The sequence below is a fragment of the Escherichia sp. E14V7 genome (assembly GCF_004212225.1).
Taxonomy (GTDB): domain Bacteria; phylum Pseudomonadota; class Gammaproteobacteria; order Enterobacterales; family Enterobacteriaceae; genus Escherichia.
Genome location: NZ_RHJJ01000006.1, coordinates 343,023 through 365,019 on the forward strand (window position 1 = coordinate 343,023; position 21,997 = coordinate 365,019).

Here is a 21,997-nt window from a genome sequence, read left to right on the forward strand (position 1 = left end):
TTCAGCCAGGTTCAATCTCCAGCTCGCGCAGTTCACGCCAGAAACGCTCTGCAACGGGATTCATCCGTGTGTTCATCCGGTATGCGTAGGCCTGAATCGGGATAACTAATTCGTCTCGATTCAGGACAATGAGCTGCCCGCTGCGAATTTCTTGTTGTATGGCGTACTCCGGTAGCCAGGCAATCCCACAGCCGTCGAGGGCAACCTGCTTTAATAACTCGCTCATCGAAGACACGAAAAAGGTGCTGAAACTTAACTCACTGTGGCGCGTCAGGGTGCGATTAATCAATCGCCCCATGTAGGAGTTGCGGCTGTAGTTGAGTAGAGGAAAGTGCGGCTGTGTGAGGCTAAAAAGCGCTTCCCCCTGTTCGTTAACGGCGCAGACGGGGAACAGACGTGATTCAAACAACCGAATGTGGTCGAACGGCGCTTCCAGTAAGTCTTCGTCGTGAAACGAAAAAATACAGTCACTTTGCCCTTCGCGCAGTTTATCGACTGCTTCATCGACATCAATAGCTTCAATCGCCCAGGTAAAGAGCGGCGGCATCTGGCTGATAATGGACGGTAACAGCCCGAGGGAAAGAGAGTGTGCAGCGGCTATTTTAATTTTGCGTTGCGCGTAATCGCTGCCACCACGGAGTTCTGCAAGGTTGCTCTCTAACTGTTGCAACAGATGGCGGATCTGCGAATGGAATATTTTCCCTTGTTCCGAGAGTTGTAGCGGTGTTACCTGGCGGTTAAACAATTCAACGCCAATCGCCTGTTCCAGCGCGCGTATCCGGCGGCTGAATGCCGGTTGTGATACGTTGCGACTGACTGCCGCCTGGGAAAAGTTACGGCATTTTTCCAGCGTTAAAAAATCGTAAAGCCATTTGGTTTCAATATTATGCAAGACCGAACCATTGTCATCCATTGCGTTTTACTCTGTCAGCCGCCCTTGCGGGCATTCTACGTCCATTCGGGCGGCTGACAACTGCTTATGCAGTTTCAAACGTTCCTTTCACACACGCTTTGCCGTCTTTGACCATCAGTTTGCCGCGAGCGTATACCTGCTCAATACGCAACTGCGGTGTCATCACTAACAGATCTGCGTCATTGCCCGGCAGAATTTCGCCTTTACCGGTCAGGTTGAGGAAACCAGCGACGCTGCTGGTGAGTGGACGCAGGGCATCGCTAAGGCTGAAGCTATAGTCTTTGACCAACACTTGCACGGTTTCCAGCAACGTCTCAAAACCCGCAACACCGATATGCGTTAAATTCCCTTCATCGTCAAAGAACGGCTGACTGCCGTTGCCGTCGGAGCTAAGGGTAACGCGGGCCAGCGGAATACCCGCCTGAACGGCGCGGGCAATACCTTCGGCAGGGGCGACCGGTTCGTCAATGCTGCTGGTGATATCGATGGTGCCGCCTTTGCGCGCGAACTCCAGCGCCTGCTCAAACAACGGAACGTTGCGGTTAACGTGGGTCGGCAGCAACTTGCTGATCGGCACATCGCAGTTTTCCAGCAGGTCATAGATAGGCTGTAACGCCTTTTTGCTGTCGCCTATGTGGAACACGGTGACGCCAGGTTTACCGCCGAGCAAACCTCCAACGCGGGATTCCGCCGCCATATTGGCCAGGTGATAAACGTCCGGTGCGGCAGAACGGTGATCAGAGATGGCGCATTTCACGCCAATCACGCGATCGATAATCGCCACATCTTTTTCCACCGAGCCTGTAATGGTACGGGAAGGCACATGATAAGCACCGGTCAGCATCCAGGCGCTGATGCCTTCTTCATTGAGCGCACGAGTCTTGGCGAGTAAGGATTCCGGGTGGCGAGAGATAGAGTCGGTGCCGAGCAGACCAACCACTGACGTGACGCCCGCTTCTGTCAGACGACTTAATGCCACTTCCGGCGTACGTGTGGTAGGGCCAGCTTCGCCGCCGCCGCCAATTAAATGGACGTGTTGATCAATAAAACCTGGGCAGAGGATCTGCCCGCTGAGATCGACAACCGTGCAGTTCGGTACGATGTCAGAAGGGATGTTACTGGCAACGGCAATAATCTTGCCGTTAGCGACGAGGACATCGCAAATTCCCCGATCTTCCGGCGCATACAAATGCGCTCCCTGCAACAGGGTAAAACCGGCTGCGGAATAATCAATCATGGTAACTCCTTGTTAAACAATAAGCTGCATAACCCAGATCGACAGCAATGCGTTAATCACGCAGACCGTAATGATATGCGGGTAATATTTGGCATTCACTTCGGCTGTTCCCAGGCAGCGACCAACATTTTGCACCGGGTTGCCCATTAAATACATCGCGGGAAGTAATACCGTGACATCGTGGCCGGTTAATGCGCCAGCGGTCGCCAGGCTGGCGGCAACGCCGACCGCGCCGCCCATACTCATCAATGCGGCTAAAAGGACAGTTGCCGCTTCGCCGGGCAATCCCCACAACGCCATCACCGGTTCACAGATATGTCCCACCCAGTCGAGCAGACCAGTAATTTTCAGTGCCTGAATAATGACAAATGCCATCACCACGTTCGGCAGCAGGTTGGTGGTGGCGATAGTAAAGCCACGGCGTGCGCCATCGATAAACATATCCATGACATTTTTGCGGACCTGAGTTGTCATGCTTGCGCTCCTTGCGTTGGGTTGCGACGTTCTTCGAAGTTAAGCCAGACGCGCAAAATGTTGGCACCGACAAATTTAAACACCAGGATGACAGCTAAAGGTACGATTACGGACGTCCCCAGAAAGGCAAATACGGCGACGCCAGAAGAGAAATAGTTGGTGATGATGGCGCTACCGCTGGTTTGATAAGCGGCGAAAATCACTTTATCGCGCTCGGTAATTTCCCCTTCCTGCGCCAGTTCTTTGGTCATACCTGCGGCGGCATCGGTGTTTTGCAGGTTGGCGATGAGCGCCAGTGAACAGATGCCTGGAATGCCCAACAACGGTTTTAGCACGGGTGTCATTAACTGCTGCGCGGCGCGCAATCCGCCAAGACCATCAGTAATCGAGATAATTCCCAGCGAGAGAATCACTGACGGTGCCAGTTCCAGCGCGAAGAGAAAGCCATCTTTAGCTCCTGTGCCACCTGCGCCGCGAAACGAGGTGGTAGCTCCATTCGCACCAGGCAGTTGCCCAAACGATCCGTTCAGAACGGAAAAGTCAAAAACGCGCCACCAACTGTCTGTCCCGGAAAAAACTCCGGAAAAAAAGATAATCGTGAGAAAAAAGGCCAGATACCCTTTAACACCCACTTTTTCTGTCGCCAGCTCCCCAGCTACAGCATCCCCTTGTTGTGTCATAACCATCCCCATTGTTTTTTGTGTATGTGTGTTGTGACTACCAGGAAAATTCCTGGAGCTGAAAAAACCTTATCAGCCATGTGGGTATGGAGAAAATGCAAGTATGTTTCTGGCTATGCGTTTTTTGCATAGTGGAAAAATTACGCTGCGAGGAGAACCTTCCTGTAAGGATTGAGTTGCAGAAAATTCATAAACACAGTGACAATGACAGCTGGTGAGTAAAGGCGGCGAATACAAGGACGAATGCAAAATGGCAAAATACAACGACAAAGAGCTGGCAGAGACGAGCAAGTTTTTAAGTTTTGTCCTCCGACATAAACCGGAGGCGATTGGCATCGTGCTGGACCGTGAAGGATGGGCGGATATCGATAAGCTCATACTCTGTGCACAAAAAGCGGGCAAGCGGTTAACCCGCGCATTACTGGAGACTGTGGTCGCAACCAGCGATAAGAAGCGCTTTAGTTATTCCAGTGATGGTACGTGTATTCGCGCCGTTCAGGGGCATTCGACTTCGCAGGTCGCTATTGCCTTCATCGAAAAAACACCGCCACAATTTCTCTACCACGGTACGGCAAGCCGTTTCCTTGAGGCGATAAAAAAACAGGGGCTGATTGCAGGGGAGCGTCATCATGTGCATCTCTCTGCTGATGAAGCAACGGCCCGCAAAGTCGGGGCAAGACACGGTTCGCCGGTTATCTTAACCGTCAAAGCACAGGAAATGGCGAAGCGAGGGATCCCTTTCTGGCAAGCAGAAAACGGGGTCTGGCTGACATCAACGGTTGCGGTTGAGTTTCTTGAGTGGTAAGGGAAACAGCCCTTATGAAGCGACCACTTGTAGCTTAAATAATTGCACTGTGCTGATAAGCGCAGCAATAAACAACGCCGCCGCGCCGCAGAGAGTGGCGCTGGCAAGCGCCGATGTTCCATTGCCGAGCATACTGGTCAGCGCCGGGCCGAGGATTTGCCCAATGCCGTAAATGAGCGTCACAAAGCCTAAAAGATTGAGATTTCCCGGTACGCTCAGTTGGCGGGCGATAGTCATCACCAGAGATGTCGTGCCCATAAAGGTACTGCCAAAACCGATACTACTGATGATAAGCAAGAGAGGCGAGTCGCTGGCGAGAGTAAGCAGCACACAGATAGCCTGCACCAGCAAATTCGCCGTCAGGCAGGGCAAAGCCCCCCAACGTTTTGCTGCCCATAGCCAGCCAAAGCAACCAGGCACAATTGATAAGCCGACTAACGTCCAGAGATGGGCGGTTAACAATGGTGAGCCTGCATCTTTCGCCATGAGCGGCAGGTAAGTCGCGACGATGATATAACCAAATCCCGCCAGGCCGTACAGAATAGCCAGTAACCACCAGCTCATTATCTGTTGCTCCGTTTTTGCCAATGGCGTTGGTGCGATGGCGTGTTTTTTCGAGGGCATTAAAAGCGTAAGTGCAATCAGCATCATGCCAGAAAGCGCCCCGGCGCCTTGCCATAACGTTTGCGAGGAGAGGGCAAAATGCAGGCCAGCCAGAACATATTCATTGCCCAGCGCGATACCAATGCCAACGCCAGAAAACAACGCTGCCAGCACAAAAGGATGGCGCGTGTGCTGCATAATCAGCGTCGAACCAAAAATCAGCATTCCGGCGCTGGCGACACCCGCCAGGAAACGAATCAATAACACCAGAAAAAACGACGGCAACCATGCCATTGCGAGGATCAACAATCCGCTCGCCAGGGCAGAAGCCAACAGAAATGGGCGCAGGCGCGACGGCTGGTGAAATGCGCCAAACGAAAATAGCAGACTGCCAGCCAGATACCCCGCGTAGTTGCCGCTGGCAATCCACGAGAGCTGGCTAAATGAAAACGCCCCTTCCGCCATCATGACGGGCAACATAGGTGTATAAAGGAAGCGACCTAATCCCATACCTAAGGTCAGAACCAGCATCCCGAAAAGCGCGGTGCTGAAAGAAAAGCGTTCTACGGGATGCGAGGACGGGGGCATGTTTAACCTTGTTTGTATTTTTTGTAGTTAACAAGTTAATAACAAAAAGGTGAAACATGCCAGCCTGTTAATGTGATGATTTAGGGGTAAAGCGATAAAAATGATTTGGTTCGCTAACGATATAAATATTACCAGAGGCATCCATCGCAACCCCTTCGGCCTGTTTGATGTTATGCGACAAACCTCGACTGCCTTTGGTTAGTGACATTTCACCGATAACCTCGCCAGCCAGCGTTACTTCCTGGAGTGCGCGTGATTCATGAGACAGCACCAGAAGCGTATTTTTTTGTTGGTTAAATTCTGCGCCGGACACATCATCTAAAGTAAATTGCCGTTGTAGTGCCTTGTCTTTGCTGATGTGCAATTCATTGCTACTTAACAGCCCGTTAACTTTGTAGACCTCAATCGGGTTTTTCTCTTTAAAAAACCAGAAAGTGTGATCCTGGCGAGAGTAGGCCAACCCTTCAAAACCGCAATTGGTTGGGGATTCTTGCAGCGGGATCTTTATTTTTTTGAGGATTTTTACTTCCGAGTTTGCGGTCAGTGAAATCACATAAATGGCATAATCGCGCTCATCGCTAATGACAAACTGATTATCGCCAATGTATTCGATCGTCTCGAGATCCTTAACAAAATCCAGAGGAATAGTGCGGATCAAATCGCCATTGGTGGTCATTTCAACAATGGCGGCAGGTTTGTTGATAGTGCTAAACAGGGTATTGCTCTGTGCCGACCAGGTCAGCGAGGAGATATTATTCGTTACGCCTGCAATTTCTTTGCCATCAATGGTGGCGTGGTAATTCTGAAATGACGCTGCATGATTGCTTTTACGGGCGCAAGATTGCACGAAGAAAGTACACACTGCCACAATGGCAAAAAGAATCACAATAACGGAGATGCGTTTACTTAACGAAATACTTTTTGTCACGGTAATCCCTTTAAGGCAAATCAATAAGATATCGAGAAGTATACGTAGCGATCTTAATGAATCCTTAACGCGGAGAAACCCCGTAATGTGCAATGCAGCGCCAGCCACCATCCTGCTGGCAATAAACTGATTCCGTATAACCGGGGATTACCCATTGTGTTTCTTCGCCAGGAAGACAGGTCAGCCAGATGCATAACCCACAGCCGCCGCGTAACTCTCGGGGAATATCGGCGATGCGAAAAGTCATCCCTGCTGTCTGTAACGCCTTACGAGTTTGTACAACGCCGACGGTTGAGTGAAATAAAAACAGATACTCTTTCATGTGCGTTTTCTCTGCCGCTGACCAATCACCGCCGCGCCAATTGCGCCAGCGAATTGCGCATCAGGGTGAGTTTGTACCGGCATTCCCAGATGGCTTTCCAGCATGTGGGTAAACCTCTGACAGTGACTCACGCCGCCAGTGAACAGAATCGGCGCTTCACAAGAGAGGCGGCCAATGAAATTGGCGCTGCGCCGCGCCATAGCGTTAATCACTCCGGCGAGAATCGATTCCGCTGGTACGCCCGCAGAACGCAGACTGATCACTTCCGATTCGGCAAATACAGTACACATGCTGCTGATGGCGTGCGGTGGTACATTTTCGGTGATGCTGTCGAGTTCCTCGACGCTGGCGCCCAATGTGCGGGAAATGACTTCCAGAAAACGCCCGGTGCCTGCCGCGCATTTGTCATTCATCAGGAAGTCGCACAGGTTACCGTCGGCATCAAGCTGAATGACTTTGCTGTCCTGACCGCCGATGTCGATCACCGCGCGCGTTGCTGGCGCAAGAAAGCGTGCGCCCAGCCCGTGGCAGGAGATTTCCGTCACCTGTTTATCGGCAAAATCCACCAGTTGCCGCCCGTAACCGGTGAGCGTCAGAAACGGCACTGTCTCTAACCCTTCACGCAGAGTTTCCCAGGCTTCAGTAATTGCCGTTGCCGGACGAAATGGCGTAGGAACAAGGAAACGGCGCGTAATCACGCCGTCTGCCAGTAAGATCCCTTTGGTGGCGGTAGAACCGGAATCAATGCCAATCGAATATGTCACCACCGCTCCTTACAACATCTCAATAAAGGCTGCGACGCGGGTACTGAGTTGTCCGATATCCGATGTGGAGTAGTCTGTTTCTATGGCGATGTAAGGAACGTTATGCTGCTGACGAACGTGGCGTTTAATCGCCAGCGATTCCACCGCGTAGGTATGGCACGCCTGTAAAATTACATCGACCACGCCATCGACCTGATACTCCTTCACCATCTGGCTGAGCATTTTCAGGCGTTGATCGTTTGGCGAAACACAGGAACAGCCAATTGCCAGATATTTATCCGCCAGCGCGTCATACACATCGCCCGTTTCCGCCACGCATTGCTCGGTCGCTTTCGCGCCGGTACAGTTTTCATAACCAACCACCCAGCCACCGTTTTCTTCAATCGCGCGCACGACTTTTTCTGCCGCGCCGCCAATCGGGCAACCGGTAATTAAAATTCGTGGCCGCGGGTCCAGTCTCTGGCCCTCTTCCCATTGCTGACGAACGCGGGCAGTCATCGCATCCAGTTCATTGATCAACGTCTCTTTATCGAACCGGAAAGTTGCGCCATAAACCACTTTCAGAATGTCGCCGCCGCTTAACGCCGGAGGATTTAACTGCCCCAGATGATAAAAATTGGCCAGTGCGCGGCGTTCACGGTTTTTCAGTGCAATGGCATCGCGCAACGCGTCTTCGGTGATCTCGTGCCCAAAACGTTCTTCCACCGCTTTTTGTAAGCGCAGCATCTCGGCTTTCCATAACGCACGCGAGGCATCGTCTTGCACGCTGTTTGGCAACTGCATGACATGAACGGGCTTAAACTCCGCCATGTATTCGTACATTTTCTTTTTGCCGTCGCAGGTGGTTTCACCGACCACCAGATCAGAAAAATAGAAGTAGGGGCATTTGTCGGTTTTGCCGAAGCCGTAGCTGCTTTTGATTAGCGGGCAGAGGTTACGTGGCAGATCTTTCTCCGCTTCTTCGATGGTTTCATCGGAAGTGGAACAGAGCGAGACAACAACTGCACCAGCAGCCATCGGGATCTCTTGCGGCATAAACGTACAATAGGTGCCAACCAGCGGAATGCCGCGCTCTTTGAGATCCATGACGGTGAGAAAGCCTTTCTGGCGAGCTTCGGAGAACTGATCGAAAATGGCGGGTAGATCGGTGACAAGTGACATGATTTTCCTTCCCCGTAACACGGGAGATAATGAAAAGAGGCCACATTATTACCATGTTTTAAGTGTGGTTTATTTGATCTCTCTCGCGGTTAGCCATTTAGCTTTTATCATCGATTTCTAAAAGTTGCCGAGGGGTAACAAGGTCGGAATTTGCGATAAAAGATACAATATCAGCCCAATACAACCGCCGACCAGCGTGCCGTTAACGCGGATAAACTGGAGATCTTTGCCGATATTTAACTCGATTTGCCGGGACATATCCCGCGCATCCCAACTTTTTACCGTATCGCTAATGTGGCGAGTCAGGAATGCCGAAAACTCTGGCGCGACGCGGTGCGCGGCCTGTTCCAGATGACCATTTAACGAGGCGCGCAGGGCATCATCGGCAATTAACGTCTCGCCAAACCACTGTCCTGCACGAGCAATACGTTCTTTCACGCGAGAATCGTCGCTGTTGATATCCGCTTTCAGCCATTCCCGTAAATCCCCCCACAATTCACCAAGATAGCGGTTAAATGCCTCATCTTCTTTCAGATAACTTTTCACGGCATCGGCCCGCGCCGCCATTTCCGGATCGTTTTTCAGTTTCTCGATCAGCGCGAAGGTAGCGCGATCAAACGCATGGCGGATCTGATGTGCGCGATCGCGGCTGATATCATCAAGCAAAGAATTCACGGCGTCAGAAACCAACTCCGCGCTATGTTCGCCCAGCCATTCAGTGGGCAAAATTTTGGCTTTCAGCGGATGCTCGCTCTCCAGCCAGCGGACGATCTGCTGGGCGATAAACTTGCGTGATTTGTCGCGCTGGAGAAGGGCGATCAGTTGTGCGATTAACGTATCGAGCAGCACCTGATGACGATCGTTTTTGGTCATGCTCTCCAGCATCAGTGCACTGGTGCCGGAAAGATCCACTTTATCGATCGCCTTATGCACCGCACGCTTAAGCAGACGTTGAATACGCGCATCATCGGTCAGCTCGAGAAAACCACTCATGATCTGCAACAGATGCTGTCCAACGCGACGGGCGTTTTCCGGCTGACTAAACCAGTTGCCAATTAACAACGCCGGTTCATGACGCCGGATTAGCGCTACCAGCGATTGAGTATCGAGAAATTTTTCCTGCACGAACTGGCCGAGATTTTCGCCAATCCGGTCTTTATTACGCGGAATAATCGCCGTATGGCGAGAAATAATCGGTATCGGCACGCGGCGAAACAGCGCCACCACCGCAAACCAGTCCGCCAGCGCGCCGACCATCGCCGCTTCGGCAATCGCCTTCACGCCGCTCACCCAAAAATTAGGCGGTAAAAACAGCGTAACGATAAAAGTCGCGGCAGCAACGAGCAGCAAAGAGAGCGCCAGCATTTTGGCGCGTCGGAGTTCAATGATTTTATTCATATCGTAAGAATAGAGCCTGACGGTAAGAAAACGCAAAAAGCGAGATATCTTCCATAAAAATGTATCGTTTGCAGAAGAATAAAAATAGCCTGGAAAGCGCCTCGGGGAACGGGAAATTGCCAGGTGAGAATGGTTTTGTTAGTCGCTAAAGTCGGGCCATCTTATCAACCGGTGACGGATCGCCATGACAAACTTCACGACCAGCATGCAGCATGACGCATTATTTAAATCTTTTCTCACACATCCTGATACCGCACGGGATTTTATGGAGATCCACTTACCCAAAGATTTACGTGAATTGTGCGATCTCGACACCTTAAAACTGGAATCAGCCAGCTTTGTCGATGAAAAATTGCGGGCGCTACATTCCGATATTCTGTGGTCGGTAAAGACCCGCGAAGGCGATGGTTATATCTATGTGGTGATTGAACATCAGAGCCGTGAGGATATCCATATGGCGTTTCGCCTGATGCGCTATTCCATGGCGGTGATGCAGCGCCATATCGAGCATGATAAACGCCAGCCGCTACCGCTGGTCATCCCGATGCTGTTTTATCACGGTAGCCGTAGTCCTTACCCCTGGTCTTTGTGCTGGCTGGACGAATTTGCCGACCCGACTACCGCACGGAAGCTTTATACCGCCGCGTTCCCGCTGGTGGATATCACTGTCGTGCCAGACGACGAGATTGTGCAGCACCGCAGAGTCGCCCTGTTGGAGTTGATCCAAAAGCATATTCGCCAGCGCGATCTAATGGGGCTTATTGATCAACTGGCAGTATTACTGGTTACAGGGTGCGCTAATGACAGCCAGATAACCGCGCTGTTAAATTACATTTTACTGGCTGGCGATGAAGCGAGTTTTAAAGAGTTTATCAGCGAACTAACCAGTCGAATGCCACAACACAGGGAGCGAATAATGACGATTGCAGAGCGAATTCATAATGATGGATGGCTGTTGGGAAGGGAGAGGGGGAGGAAAGAAGGGAAAGAAGAAGGGGAACAGAGCCTCCTCCGATTGTTGTTGCAGAATGGGGCGGATCCTGAATGGATACAACGATATACCGGACTTTCGGCAGAGCAAATGCAGGCATTAGATCAGCCCTTGCCTGAAAGCAAGCGCGATCCATGGATCGAGTACTAATCAGAGACTGATGACAAACGCAAAGCTGCCTGATGCGCTACGCTTATCAGACCTACATTATCTCTGCAATCTATTGAATTTGCGCGGTTTGTAGGCCGGGTAAGGCGTTCACGCCGCATCCGGCATGAACAAAGCGCACTTTGCCTAAGCCATGCTGGAACGTGGCGATGACCCTGCAAAGATAAAACGAGTCACACGCTATTCGTGAGAGTAAATCAGGGGCCTCGCCACTTATTCGAAATTATTCTATTGCCCGATACACGGCCTCGCCAATTTGCTTCAGTGCTTCGCGATAGGTTTCGCTGAGCGGCAAAGCGCAGTTGATGCGCAGACAATTACGGTATTTGCCGGAAGCTGAGAAAATCGAGCCTGCCGCCACCTGGATTTTCATGCGGTATAGCTGCCGCGCGACGCAGACCATATCGACCTGTTCAGGCAATTCTATCCACAGTAAAAATCCGCCTTTCGGGCGCGTAATACAGATTTCGCAGGGAAAATATTCCCGTATCCAGCAGGTATAAAGCGCCATATTGCGCTGATAGTTCTGTCGCATCCGCCGGATATGGCGATGATAGTGACCTTCCAGCACAAACGTTGCCGCCGCCATTTGCGTGGACGGTACATTAAAGCTACTGGTGGCATATTTCATATGCATCAGTTTATCGTGATAACGTCCCGGCGCGACCCAACCCACGCGCAGGCCAGGCGCAATGCTTTTACTGAACGAGCTGCACAGCAGCACCCGGCCGTCGATATCCCAGGAATGAATGGTCCGCGGGCGCGGATACTCCGTTGCCAGTTCGCCGTAGACATCGTCTTCAAAAATCACAATATCATGACGCTGAGCGAGAGAGAGAACGGCCCGTTTGCGCGCGTCCGGCATAATAAATCCCAGCGGATTATTACAGTTTGGCACCAGAATGATGCCTTTAATCGGCCACTGTTCCAGCGCCAGTTCCAGCGCTTCAACGCTGATGCCAGTTTCTGGATCGGTTGGGATTTCAATCACTTTCACGCCCATACCGCGCAGCATCTGCATTGAACCGTAATAACAGGGGGATTCGACTGCGACAATATCGCCAGGTTTACACACCGCCATTAACGCCAGCGACATCGAGTTATGGCAGCCGCTGGTGATAATGATGTCATCGGCGGTGACCACCGAGCCGCTGTCGAGCATCAGGCGGGCAATCTGCTCTCGCAATACCCGCTGACCGGCTAACAAGTCATAACCGAGCACGGTTTGCAGATTATGCTGCACCACCCGGCTAAGCTCCCGCCAGAGCGGTTTCAGGCTGGGCGTTTCGACATCCGGCGTGCTTTTGCTTAACGGAACAATGGAACTGTCGCTATGCGCTACCAGCATATCCAGTACCTGGTCCCACTGGGTAATCTCCACCGGGCGCTGCACCGGACGCGTCATCGGCGGTACTGGCGGCTGGGCTTTACGTTGTGCGACAAAATAACCCGAACGCGGCTGCGGAGTGATGAGCTTCATCGTCTCCAGTGTCTGATACGCCTGCTGCACGGTGCTGATGCTGACGCCGTGCTCCTGACTTAAGCTGCGCACCGACGGTAATTTCTCCCCGTGACGATACAGCCCTTGCTCAATCCGCTCGGCAAGTAGAGTCGCCAGATGTTGATAACGCGTCATGCTGTACTCCTTATTTGGACCATACAGAGAGAAAAACCGGTACAGATGAGGCTAAAAAACCGGATGCAGATGCTGTTTTAACCTGTCTGTATGTTAAATAAAAGTAATATTTGAATCTGTATTGTGAACTGCCAGAAGGCGGATGATGAAGCCTCTGAAAGATGAGGAGGCAGCAGATGGAATTTCACGAAAACAAAGCTAAAGCGCCGTTTACTGGCATCGCACAACTCTGGCAGGCGGTGAGGAGCTGGTGGCTGAAAAAGCAGACCCGGCGCGTGTTACAGCAGATGAGTGATGAGCGGTTGAGGGATATTGGGTTACGCAGGGAGGATTTGGAGTGAGGGGGGAAAATTCCCCTTCCTGTGTGGGGAAGGGGAGAGAGACTTAGCGTGGCGTTTTGCAGCAAATTATTAAATTTTTTGTGATAATCTGGATATAGTGTGAATGAAATCATAATGCAAATCCTGTAATTTACTGCTGAGGTATTTTTGATTGCCTATTAATTGTTCTATTTCTGGTGTTTCTGTTTCTTCTTTAAAATATAATACTGCTGACAAGTTATAATCATTATCAGCAATTTCTGATTTTTTTACAATCTTCGATAACTTATTATTTTTACGTTCAGTAAACAAATTAATTATAAGGTCGTTGTTGAAGGTTGTTTTATCTCTTGCATCAATGAATAGGATGTCATCATAGTCATTTTGCTTGCGTAGCAGCAAAATGCTTGTTGGTACAGAAGTGTTTCTAAAAATACCTTTCGGTAAAAAAATAATGGTGGAAATATGACCTTTTTCAATAAATGACTTACGTATTTCTTGTTCTTTCCCACTTCTAAATAAAACGCTATCCGGCATGATGATAGCAGCGCGCCCATTATTTTTTAACTTGTAAATGCAGAATTGTAAAAATATAAAGTCAGCATTTGAAACAACTGGTTCTCCATAAATACAAAAATGTTTTTGCGTATTTTTAGGTATTTTTAGAGAGAAAGGTGGATTGGATAAAATAATATCAAATTTTTCAGGTAGATTGTTATCGTTAAAATATGGTGTTGTAATATTTAAAGGATTGTTTTCGGTTACGAGCATTTTCAATTTTGATATTTTAGATCTTTCTATGATACTTTCAGTACCATAAATCATGACATTTTTATTAAACATTGCAGAAATGAACTCACCTGAACCACATGCAGGATCATAAAAAATATCGCCATCTTGGATGTTGACTATTTTACTCATTAATTCAACCAACTCATTAGGGGTATGATGCCTTTGAGATAGAGGTCTTAGTTGCTCAATATTCGAGGTGATTATATTAATAATGTCTATTTTAGAGAATTCTTTGTGGTAATAATCATAACAAAGGTGGTGAAATATATTTGATATATATTGATTGACATCCATGTTAGAGGATTTTATATGAAAGATTATATCTGAAAAAATATAAGAAAACTCATCCCATGTTACTTTGTTTTTATTTAGTGACGGCGAGTGTCTATAAATGTGTTTAATATCCATTTCGCTTACTGATGTAATTTTCTTGGTAGATTCCTCATGTAAATAAGTTAGTACAGTAGCTTCAAAACAAATAAGCATTTTCTGGTATTTATCCAGGGAATTGCAGGGGATTGATTGTAATATGCTTATAAAATCTTGTATTTTCACATTTACTCTTCTTTGTAGATTAACTTATTAATTGTTGCATGACACAATGCAGAACCATTTTCTATTAAACTACACAAGGTCTCTTTTTGTTCTGTCCACATGTTATAAAGGTTAATAACTTCATATTGAATATCCAATGATGGAATCGGTAATGTTAATGTTGCAAGTTTTTTTATGCTAAGGTTTGTAACCAATCCGTTACCTTGTAGTTCATTTATCAGATTAATACCTTTCGGTGCATTTAAAAAATATAACAAATACTCTGGATAGATCAAATTGCTATTAATTCTTATAATGGCAATTTGATTCGTTGTAGTAACTGCAACATTATTTTCATTATCTATCATCATTGCAGCTATCCTTTCGCCCCTTAAAGGTAAAAGAATATCATTTGTTTTTAGGTTGAATTTTAGTTTTTTTTCTGAAAGATCTGCAAAGGGAAGTGACGAGAAATCACCAAATATGCCTGCCTGTATATCTTTTATCTGAATAAGTTTGATGCAACCTGTTGCAGTTTCAGCTTTGGTACGAAATGAGTGTCCACCAAAAACATATGCTATCTCTGATAGATTTTTCATCATCATTTGGTCTCATGTTTGAAATCAACGGAAAGATGAATACCCATAGAGGTATTTGCTTTTGACAGATCCTCTAACTGAAATAATAGGATATCATCATCAGACACTAAATGTGATAAAATTGTTATCAAAAACAAGCAAATAACTCGGTTTAACCCTTTCTTTTTCCTCATGGTGTGGCTCCTTCTAACTTTCAATATCGTACTAAGCAATTTTTCAGTAAGGTAGCGTACTGCTATGGGGTTGTCACCCTGCACTGCTTAATTTTTTTGGAGAGCATCAGATTAATGTTATGTGTTATTTTTGAAAATTCTATAACTTATTGATTTTTTTGTTATTTCTTAATGGTGTGATATCTGGAAAAATAGTTAATACATGATGACTCTACAGTCATGATTTTTTTCCGCTAAAGATCAGATGACCAATTTTGTGTATTATATGTTTTAAATTTATTGGCTTAAGTTAAATTCTTGTGGTTGTTATGTTGTGTTCTGGTTGTGCTGCGATAAATGAAATTTATGCACGGATCTTTTATGAATGGATAGAGTCTGTATTTGTTAAGCTCAAAAAGAGAATGGTATTTTTACCCATAATGTGAAAATACTTATATTTTTAATGAGTAAGCGTGATTTTTTTAGACTATGATATTATAGATATTGTTACGATGTTTTTACCATATTTATAAATGAGTAAGCCGAATAATTATTGAATTATCCGGCCTTCATAATTAATTTAAAGCACTCATATGATGTTCTTTAAAATTCTCTGCCTGTGCCAGCACACCCATATAAACATCATCATTCGCTACTGGCGGGAACTTATGCTTGTGTAGAAGCAGAATAAGTTCAACTTTCAGTTTCGCTTTAATATCATCGCGTTTACTCCAGTCAGGATATTTCGATGTGTTGTCAACCACGCTTTTCATCTCTTTTGCCAGTGACAGCATTTTTTCATCATCATAAGTAAACTGATATTTATCGCGCATATGAGCAAGAATGTCGTAAAACGCTTTTTCTTCAATATCAATACCTAAATCGGCCCAGGTGCCCATTTCGGTTTTAATATCATAGATAATATCGGTCATTTCCTGACTGAATGTATCGAATTCTTCACCGTTGAGTACATCATCTTCTCGCCGCTCATTATAACGATCTATAATTGCCTGGAAGCGGCGGGTGAAGTTAATCCCTTGCAACTGGTTCACTTTCTTGAAGTCGCTGATCGCTTTTTCCAGTAATTTTTGTAATAACTGGATCTTCGTTGCCGGAAGTTTGATCTTGTTAATTCGTGCCAGATAATCTTCGTCAAAAATATCGATAGATTCCGCTTTTTTATCGCCAAGAAAATAAATTTCTTCTACGCCATCAGCTTTTAACGCTTCTGCAATCATTTCACGAACGCGCGCATTCATCTGGGTAACATCCGGTGCGTCGCCTTTCGTCAGTTTGAAAACAATTGAACGAACAGCAAGATAATAGTGAATATAGTCACGTTCTGTCTGTGATAATGCTTCGCTGCCGCAGCAGACATCGTAGGCGGCTTTCATGCGTTTAACCAGTCCCATAAAACGACGTTCAACTTTCTGGGTACGCAGAACAAATTCCGCCGCGCGGTTGAGGCAGGATAATTGCGCTTGTGGCTCACCACTAAAATAATCCCGACTGTCAAATTCGTAAAAGACTTGCCCCAACAAATCGAGATGGTTTTTAACTTCTATTACCGATTGCTGAATATCTTCAAAGTTGGTGGCATCAATGCGGGAATACATTGCCAGTGCCTGGTTCATCTGACTTTTAATGCCAATGTAGTCCACCACTAACCCTTTGCTTTTGCCTTCCAGTTTACGGTTAACGCGAGAAATGGTCTGGATAAGGTTATGTTTTTGTAAGGGCTTATCAATATAGATTGTATCCAGTTCAGGAACATCAAAACCGGTCAGCCACATATCAACAACAATGGCAATTTTGAAATTCGATTTAGCGTTTTTGAACTGCTTATCCAGCTCTTTGCGATATTCTTTTGTGCCCAGTAAATCATAAAGCGCCTCGTCGTCATCTTTACCGCGCGTCATGACCATCTTCACCATTTCAGAAGGCGGTAACTCTTTCTGCTCCTGTTCCGTCAGGACGACGCCATCGGGGGCTTGCTTCACTTCAAACCAGGCAGGGCGAATAGCTTTAAGCTGGCGGTAGAAATCCCAGGCAATTTCACGGCTGGCACAAACGAACATGGCTTTGCCTTTTACGGTGGAACCTTCGGCTACGCGTTTTTCATAATGTTTGGCAAAATCTTCCGCGAGGGCTTTTAACCGATCTTCATCACCCAGTACCGCATTCATGGTTGCGGTGGCTTTTTTGCTTTCGTCGATTTGCCACTCATTGGTGCCTGCGTTTGCGCACTCTTCGTAATACTTTTCGACTTCTTCCAGTTTGCTGGAGTCCAGGATCACTTTAGCCGCACGGCCTTCGTACACGATGCGTACAGTGATTTCATCCTGAACGGATTCGGTCATGGTGTAACTGTCGATCACCTCACCGAAGACATCGAGCGTCGCGTCAATCGGTGTGCCGGTAAAGCCAACATAGGTGGCGTTTGGCAGTGAATCGTGCAGGTATTTCGCAAAGCCATACGTTTTGCGCACTTTTCCGCTTTCTTTATCGACGATGACTTTCTGGTCGAGGTTAACCTGGCTGCGATGTGCTTCGTCCGAGATGCAAATGATATTGCTGCGTTCAGAAAGGAGTTCGGTGTCTTCGGTGAATTTATGGATCGTTGTCAGGAATACACCGCCACTATTGCGTCCCGCCAGTTGATTACGCAAATCTTCACGGCTGGTAACAGGAACGATGGTGTCGTCGCCAATGTAATTTTTGGCGTTGCACATTTGCGCAGAAAGCTGATCGTCCAGATCGGTGCGGTCGGTGATCAAAACAATGGTCGGGCTGGCAAACTCCACGCTCTTCATCAAAAGACGCGTTAAAAATTGCATGGTGTAACTTTTGCCACAGCCCGTTGCGCCAAAGTAGGTGCCGCCTTTACCGCTACCGAAAGGTTTACGCGCTTGCTTGATGCTGTAATAGAGTTTGCGGGCGGCATAGTACTGCGGATATCGGCAGCAAATTTTTACTTCGTGCTTGGCTTTATCCGGGAAGCAGATAAAGTTTTTAATCACATCCAGCAGACGTACCGGATGAAACAGCCCCTGAATCATTGAGTGCAATGATGGAATTCCGTCCTGTTCACGGTTTTCATTACCGGTGACTTTGCGCCATGAGTAAAAGTATTCATAGGGCGCAAACAGGTTGCCCATCCGGTTATTTACGCCATCGCTGATAATGCAGAGCGCGTTGTAGATAAACAGTTGCGGAATATCCCGGCGATAGCGTTTACAGAGCTGCTTCCAGGCGTCGCCAATACTGGCATCCTGCTCGCGCACCGCACTTTTAAATTCAAAGACGACCAGTGGCAGACCGTTGATATAGAGAATGCCGTCAGGAATACGAGTCTGATTATCTTTACCGGAGATTTTAAGCTGGTTAACAATCTTAATCCGGTTAAGCGGCGGATTAATATAGGAGGGCGGGAGTTCCGCCGCCTGTTGCAACGGGACATCTTCGGCGTCAAATATCTGGCGCAGTGCGGCAGGTAGATGCCGGGTGTCGAGCAATTCAATATAGAGATCTTTTTGTTGCCGATCGTCGCGTTTGAACAGAAAACCATTTGCCAGCCAGCGACAAAATGTTTTGTTGCTTTCATAAAGGTCGGAGGCCGGAAGCGTGGTGAACTGTTTGATCAGTCGCTGAATCTCTTCTTCAGTAATGCCATCAGGCTGGTAGCGTGCCGCTAAATAATGACGGAGATCGTCTTCGATAATGACCTGATCGAGACTCGAACGTGGGACATTATCGCCGATCAGGTGTTGATATCCCTGATTCTGTAGCAGTTCAATGATCGCTTGTTCTAATTTTGCTTCACTGAAAGAGAGACTCATATCGCGCTCCAACCCTGGCTAATTTCTGGTAAGCATTCCTGTATCAGTAGAAAACCTTACCAGAAAGCCCCTGATTTTACAGGGGCAAAATGCGTTATGCGGCTTCTGTATCGGTGGTGAGATCCGGAAGATCATCCAGGGATAGCTCACCGGAGATGAGTTTGGGGAGCAGGGTGTCGCGGAGGGCTGTCAGGGATTTGTTTTCCAAATTACAGAAATACATTTTATCAAAGTAACTACTGACTTTTCCTGAAAATAAGCTCATTACAGCAGGTGTTGGTATTGCAATATAAAAGCTATCAAAGCAGCTGTTCTGTACCCGTTGGCGGCCGGATGAACCGACCATGTTTTGTATTGCATGTAACCTGAAATTACTTTCTCGGGCTAAACAAGCTACATACAAATAATGTACTTGAGGAGTACCTCGCATCACTATAAATTCAGTAGAACCAAACGCAGTCTCTTTTTCATCTAAAAAATCAACAAATCCTGTTTTACCATTTTCTAGGCATGGAGTTATCCGAGCGAATAAAGTATCGTTATTTTGGAATTTCGCTCCCCCTGAATATGGCTTTTCTATAATATCTGATATTGAATATCCTTGAGTAGGCAAAGATTTCATATCAACATACTTTGCGATTTTATTTTTTGGTAATTTTATACTAGGATTTATATTTATAGATTTTGCTACAGACTTCAGCGTCCAGCCCTTTGGCACCCAACCTAACTCCGTTTCTTCAAATTCACTTGGGAAAAGCGAGCGGATTTCCACCGGAAGCGGTTTAAAATCTGCACTATTACGTACTTTTTGACGTAATTCGGCGCGAGTTTGCAGGGCTTCCGGGATTGGGTTTCCTGCATCCAGAGCGTTATCAATCACTGGATCAAAATCCACAAACCAGGATTTGAAAAGGGTTTGGGACATTTGTTCCAGGGTTTGATTTATTTTATCATTAGTACTTATCCTATTATCAATAACTCTTAATTTTTTAGAAATAATATTTCTTATATTTAACTCTGGGTACGGAATTTTTAATGCTTTTTAAACTAATTGTTTTTTGTACAGCACCGACAGCCATGTCGTTAATTTGTTGTTGTACAAAAGGAGATATTAAAGCATAATATAGATAGCTATTTTTTTCATTTGGGATAATAAATGCAGTGTTTTGCCCTAGGCAAAATTTTTCATTTTTTGAAACGTAGGATATGTTCCCATATGAGCCTACTCGGGAAATAATGAGATCTCCAATCTGTGGAGATCGTCCTTTTGAAAAGTCCTCGTATATATCCTTTGTGACTCTCTTTGTATTCTTTAAATCTAATTCACCATTTTTAATATCGACAACACGAACCATTGGGTAGCCGGTTTCTGTGTAATTGGGGGTTTTATGTCTAGAGTCGATTACCTCGGCCACATTATCTAATAAAATTAGTTGAAACTTACTCCCCATAACCCAGCGCCTCCAGATTCTGGCGAATCGCACGATCCAGTTCTTCCGCCTGCTTCATCTGCTCAAACAACGTCTTCGACAATTCACGCATTTTGGTCTCAAATGCCACGCCGTCTTCTTCCTGCTCGGCTGCACCCACATAGCGGCCCGGCGTCAGCACGTAGTCGTTATCTTTAATATCTTGCAGGGTCGCAACTTTGCAGAAGCCTGCCTGGTCTTCATATTTTTCCAGCTTGCTGTCACCACGCGCAATCCGTGCAGCCAGTTCTTCCGGCGTACTGCGCCAGGCATGGTAGGTATCGGCGATTGTGGCAATATCTTCCGCCGTTAACTCTTTAGTTGTGCGGCTAATCATGGTGCCGAGGTTACGCGCATCAATAAACAGCGTCTCGCCCTGACGATCACGATAACCTTTGGCCGGATCGGCAGCCTTCGATTTGGTCATAAACCATAAACACACCGGGATCTGCGTGGTGTAAAACAACTGACCTGGCAGAGCGATCATGCAGTCGATTAGATCATTTTCGATCATCTGTGCACGGATCTCTCCTTCGCCGCTGGTGTTAGAACTCATCGATCCGTTTGCCAACACAAAACCTGCTGTGCCGTTAGCCGACAGCTTGGAGAGCATATGCAAAATCCAGCCGTAGTTGGCGTTACCGGTTGGCGGCATACGATAACCGGCAAAGCGTGGATCTTCGGTTAATTCGGCTTCATTGCGCCAGTCTTTCAGGTTGAACGGCGGGTTCGCCAGAATGTAGTCGGCTTTCAGGTCCGGGTGCTGGTCGCTAAAGAAAGTGTTTGCCGGGCGTTCGCCGAGGTTAGCTGAAAGACCGCGAATGGCGAGGTTCATTTTTGCCAGTTTATACGTCGTGGCTGTCAGTTCCTGACCATACAGCGCGATATCACGGCTTTTACCCTGATGGCTCTCGACGAACTTCACCGACTGCACGAATATCCCTGCCGAGCCGCAGCACGGGTCATAAATTTTGCCCTGGAAGGGTTCGAGCATTTCAGTTAACAGCGTGACCACACATTTGGGCGTGTAGAACTCTCCACCGCCTTTGCCTTCGGTTGCGGCAAACTTACCGAGGAAGTATTCGTAAACGCGTCCGACCAGGTCTTCTTTCGACAACGTTTCAACGTCAGTTTCGTGTGCCAGCGTTTCGATGTTGTCGATGGTATCAATCAGTGACGCCAGTTTTTTGGTTTCCAGATTCTGACGGCTGAAGTAGTTGTCTGGCAGCGCGCCTTTCAGGGTTGGGTTACGTTTCTCAATGGTCGAGAGGGCGGTGTCAATACGAACCGCAATATCGTCCTGTTTGGCATTTTGTTTGATAAACGACCAGCGCGCCTCTTCCGGCAGGTAGAAAATGTTGTCCTGCTGGTAGAACACTTCCATCTCAAGGAAGTCAGCTTGCCCATCGGCAATCATTTTTTTGCGGCGTGCTTCAAACTTATCGCTGATGAATTTCAGGAACACGAGGCTTAACACCACGTGCTTGTATTCGGAGGACTCAACGCTACCGCGAAGTTGGTTTGCGGTATCCCATAATGTTTCTTCAAAGCCTTTTTTTGCTTTGGCTTTTTTAGTTGGTGCTTTGGCCATGATGAACTCTGTTCAGATAAATTGGGTCGCTAT

20 protein-coding genes are annotated in these 21,997 nt (G+C 47.3%); 3 read left to right on the forward strand and 17 right to left on the reverse strand.

The annotated features are described in order from the left end of the window. Position 1: 1 nt before the first annotated feature. From hypT to D9741_RS08520, 4 genes are all read right to left on the reverse strand, one after another. Positions 2-913, reverse strand: coding sequence for a hypochlorite stress DNA-binding transcriptional regulator HypT (gene hypT / locus D9741_RS08505; RefSeq protein WP_130216611.1), 912 nt, complete (start codon positions 911-913; stop codon positions 2-4). A gap of 64 nt (positions 914-977) precedes the next feature. Next, positions 978-2,150, reverse strand: a complete 1,173-nt coding sequence (gene iadA / locus D9741_RS08510; protein WP_130216609.1) for a beta-aspartyl-peptidase — start codon at positions 2,148-2,150, stop codon at positions 978-980. Between the two features lie 12 nt (positions 2,151-2,162). Then, on the reverse strand, positions 2,163-2,624 hold the full coding sequence (locus D9741_RS08515) for a YjiG family protein (protein WP_000211971.1): 462 nt from the start codon (positions 2,622-2,624) through the stop codon (positions 2,163-2,165). Next, a complete protein-coding gene (locus tag D9741_RS08520; protein ID WP_001298014.1) occupies positions 2,621-3,304 on the reverse strand; it encodes a nucleoside recognition domain-containing protein in 684 nt (227 codons plus the stop codon). The genes D9741_RS08515 and D9741_RS08520 overlap by 4 nt, the downstream gene beginning before the upstream one ends. A gap of 250 nt (positions 3,305-3,554) precedes the next feature. Between D9741_RS08520 and kptA the strand changes: the two genes are divergently transcribed. Then, a complete protein-coding gene (gene kptA, locus D9741_RS08525; RefSeq protein WP_130216607.1) occupies positions 3,555-4,109 on the forward strand; it encodes an RNA 2'-phosphotransferase in 555 nt (184 codons plus the stop codon). 12 nt (positions 4,110-4,121) lie between these two features. Here the strand turns inward: kptA and D9741_RS08530 are convergent, their stop codons facing one another. From D9741_RS08530 to D9741_RS08555, 6 genes are all read right to left on the reverse strand, one after another. Then, positions 4,122-5,300, reverse strand: a complete 1,179-nt coding sequence (locus tag D9741_RS08530; protein ID WP_130216605.1) for an MFS transporter — start codon at positions 5,298-5,300, stop codon at positions 4,122-4,124. Positions 5,301-5,367: 67 nt separating this feature from the next. Then, positions 5,368-6,228 (reverse strand): YjiK family protein, encoded by an 861-nt coding sequence (locus D9741_RS08535; RefSeq protein ID WP_130216603.1) that lies wholly within the window; start codon positions 6,226-6,228, stop codon positions 5,368-5,370. Positions 6,229-6,292: 64 nt separating this feature from the next. Further along, positions 6,293-6,550, reverse strand: coding sequence for a DUF3343 domain-containing protein (locus D9741_RS08540; protein WP_130216600.1), 258 nt, complete (start codon positions 6,548-6,550; stop codon positions 6,293-6,295). After that, positions 6,547-7,314 (reverse strand): putative 2-hydroxyacyl-CoA dehydratase activator YjiL, encoded by a 768-nt coding sequence (gene yjiL, locus D9741_RS08545; RefSeq protein ID WP_130216598.1) that lies wholly within the window; start codon positions 7,312-7,314, stop codon positions 6,547-6,549. Before yjiL ends, D9741_RS08540 begins: the two co-directional genes overlap by 4 nt. 9 nt (positions 7,315-7,323) lie before the next feature. After that, positions 7,324-8,475 carry a double-cubane-cluster-containing anaerobic reductase gene (locus D9741_RS08550; protein ID WP_130216595.1) on the reverse strand — a complete coding sequence of 384 codons (1,152 nt, stop codon included), beginning with the start codon at positions 8,473-8,475 and terminating at the stop codon, positions 7,324-7,326. 117 nt (positions 8,476-8,592) lie between these two features. After that, positions 8,593-9,873, reverse strand: a complete 1,281-nt coding sequence (locus D9741_RS08555) for a DUF445 domain-containing protein (RefSeq protein WP_130216593.1) — start codon at positions 9,871-9,873, stop codon at positions 8,593-8,595. A 184-nt stretch (positions 9,874-10,057) separates the two neighbouring features. Between D9741_RS08555 and D9741_RS08560 the strand changes: the two genes are divergently transcribed. Continuing rightward, a complete protein-coding gene (locus D9741_RS08560) occupies positions 10,058-11,014 on the forward strand; it encodes an Rpn family recombination-promoting nuclease/putative transposase (RefSeq protein WP_130216591.1) in 957 nt (318 codons plus the stop codon). A gap of 241 nt (positions 11,015-11,255) precedes the next feature. Here D9741_RS08560 and D9741_RS08565 read toward each other — a convergent pair whose 3' ends face one another. Beyond that, the gene (locus tag D9741_RS08565; RefSeq protein WP_130216589.1) at positions 11,256-12,668 is read right to left on the reverse strand and encodes a PLP-dependent aminotransferase family protein; all 1,413 of its coding nucleotides are present in this window, start codon (positions 12,666-12,668) and stop codon (positions 11,256-11,258) included. Between the two features lie 176 nt (positions 12,669-12,844). Here D9741_RS08565 and D9741_RS08570 point away from each other — a divergent pair, with 176 nt between their 5' ends. Further along, the gene (locus D9741_RS08570) at positions 12,845-13,009 is read left to right on the forward strand and encodes a DUF1127 domain-containing protein (RefSeq protein ID WP_130216587.1); all 165 of its coding nucleotides are present in this window, start codon (positions 12,845-12,847) and stop codon (positions 13,007-13,009) included. 69 nt (positions 13,010-13,078) lie between these two features. Here D9741_RS08570 and D9741_RS08575 read toward each other — a convergent pair whose 3' ends face one another. The 6 genes from D9741_RS08575 to D9741_RS08595 form a co-directional block, all read right to left on the reverse strand. Further along, on the reverse strand, positions 13,079-14,335 hold the full coding sequence (locus D9741_RS08575; protein WP_240725545.1) for an N-6 DNA methylase: 1,257 nt from the start codon (positions 14,333-14,335) through the stop codon (positions 13,079-13,081). A 2-nt stretch (positions 14,336-14,337) separates the two neighbouring features. Further along, positions 14,338-14,916, reverse strand: a complete 579-nt coding sequence (locus D9741_RS08580) for a restriction endonuclease subunit S (RefSeq protein WP_130216787.1) — start codon at positions 14,914-14,916, stop codon at positions 14,338-14,340. A gap of 724 nt (positions 14,917-15,640) precedes the next feature. Next, on the reverse strand, positions 15,641-18,904 hold the full coding sequence (locus D9741_RS08585) for an HsdR family type I site-specific deoxyribonuclease (protein WP_130216585.1): 3,264 nt from the start codon (positions 18,902-18,904) through the stop codon (positions 15,641-15,643). A gap of 94 nt (positions 18,905-18,998) precedes the next feature. Beyond that, the gene (locus D9741_RS23550) at positions 18,999-19,829 is read right to left on the reverse strand and encodes a hypothetical protein (RefSeq protein ID WP_240725544.1); all 831 of its coding nucleotides are present in this window, start codon (positions 19,827-19,829) and stop codon (positions 18,999-19,001) included. Positions 19,830-19,893: 64 nt separating this feature from the next. Beyond that, positions 19,894-20,355 carry a restriction endonuclease subunit S gene (locus tag D9741_RS23555; protein ID WP_240725543.1) on the reverse strand — a complete coding sequence of 154 codons (462 nt, stop codon included), beginning with the start codon at positions 20,353-20,355 and terminating at the stop codon, positions 19,894-19,896. Further along, a complete protein-coding gene (locus tag D9741_RS08595) occupies positions 20,345-21,964 on the reverse strand; it encodes a class I SAM-dependent DNA methyltransferase (protein WP_130216583.1) in 1,620 nt (539 codons plus the stop codon). The genes D9741_RS23555 and D9741_RS08595 overlap by 11 nt, the downstream gene beginning before the upstream one ends. Between the last annotated feature and the right edge of the window lie 33 nt (positions 21,965-21,997).

Coding starts and splice junctions, on each gene's coding strand:
- D9741_RS08565 (WP_130216589.1), bottom strand. CDS start 12,668: ATGACGCGTTATCAACATCTGGCGACTCTACTTGCCGAGCGGATTGAG.
- D9741_RS23555 (WP_240725543.1), bottom strand. CDS start 20,355: ATGGGGAGTAAGTTTCAACTAATTTTATTAGATAATGTGGCCGAGGTA.
- D9741_RS23550 (WP_240725544.1), bottom strand. CDS start 19,829: ATGTCCCAAACCCTTTTCAAATCCTGGTTTGTGGATTTTGATCCAGTG.
- D9741_RS08520 (WP_001298014.1), bottom strand. CDS start 3,304: ATGACACAACAAGGGGATGCTGTAGCTGGGGAGCTGGCGACAGAAAAA.
- D9741_RS08555 (WP_130216593.1), bottom strand. CDS start 9,873: ATGAATAAAATCATTGAACTCCGACGCGCCAAAATGCTGGCGCTCTCT.
- D9741_RS08530 (WP_130216605.1), bottom strand. CDS start 5,300: ATGCCCCCGTCCTCGCATCCCGTAGAACGCTTTTCTTTCAGCACCGCG.
- D9741_RS08580 (WP_130216787.1), bottom strand. CDS start 14,916: ATGATGAAAAATCTATCAGAGATAGCATATGTTTTTGGTGGACACTCA.
- D9741_RS08595 (WP_130216583.1), bottom strand. CDS start 21,964: ATGGCCAAAGCACCAACTAAAAAAGCCAAAGCAAAAAAAGGCTTTGAA.
- D9741_RS08560 (WP_130216591.1), top strand. CDS start 10,058: ATGACAAACTTCACGACCAGCATGCAGCATGACGCATTATTTAAATCT.
- D9741_RS08570 (WP_130216587.1), top strand. CDS start 12,845: ATGGAATTTCACGAAAACAAAGCTAAAGCGCCGTTTACTGGCATCGCA.
- D9741_RS08540 (WP_130216600.1), bottom strand. CDS start 6,550: ATGAAAGAGTATCTGTTTTTATTTCACTCAACCGTCGGCGTTGTACAA.
- iadA (WP_130216609.1), bottom strand. CDS start 2,150: ATGATTGATTATTCCGCAGCCGGTTTTACCCTGTTGCAGGGAGCGCAT.
- hypT (WP_130216611.1), bottom strand. CDS start 913: ATGGATGACAATGGTTCGGTCTTGCATAATATTGAAACCAAATGGCTT.
- kptA (WP_130216607.1), top strand. CDS start 3,555: ATGGCAAAATACAACGACAAAGAGCTGGCAGAGACGAGCAAGTTTTTA.
- D9741_RS08550 (WP_130216595.1), bottom strand. CDS start 8,475: ATGTCACTTGTCACCGATCTACCCGCCATTTTCGATCAGTTCTCCGAA.
- D9741_RS08585 (WP_130216585.1), bottom strand. CDS start 18,904: ATGAGTCTCTCTTTCAGTGAAGCAAAATTAGAACAAGCGATCATTGAA.
- D9741_RS08515 (WP_000211971.1), bottom strand. CDS start 2,624: ATGACAACTCAGGTCCGCAAAAATGTCATGGATATGTTTATCGATGGC.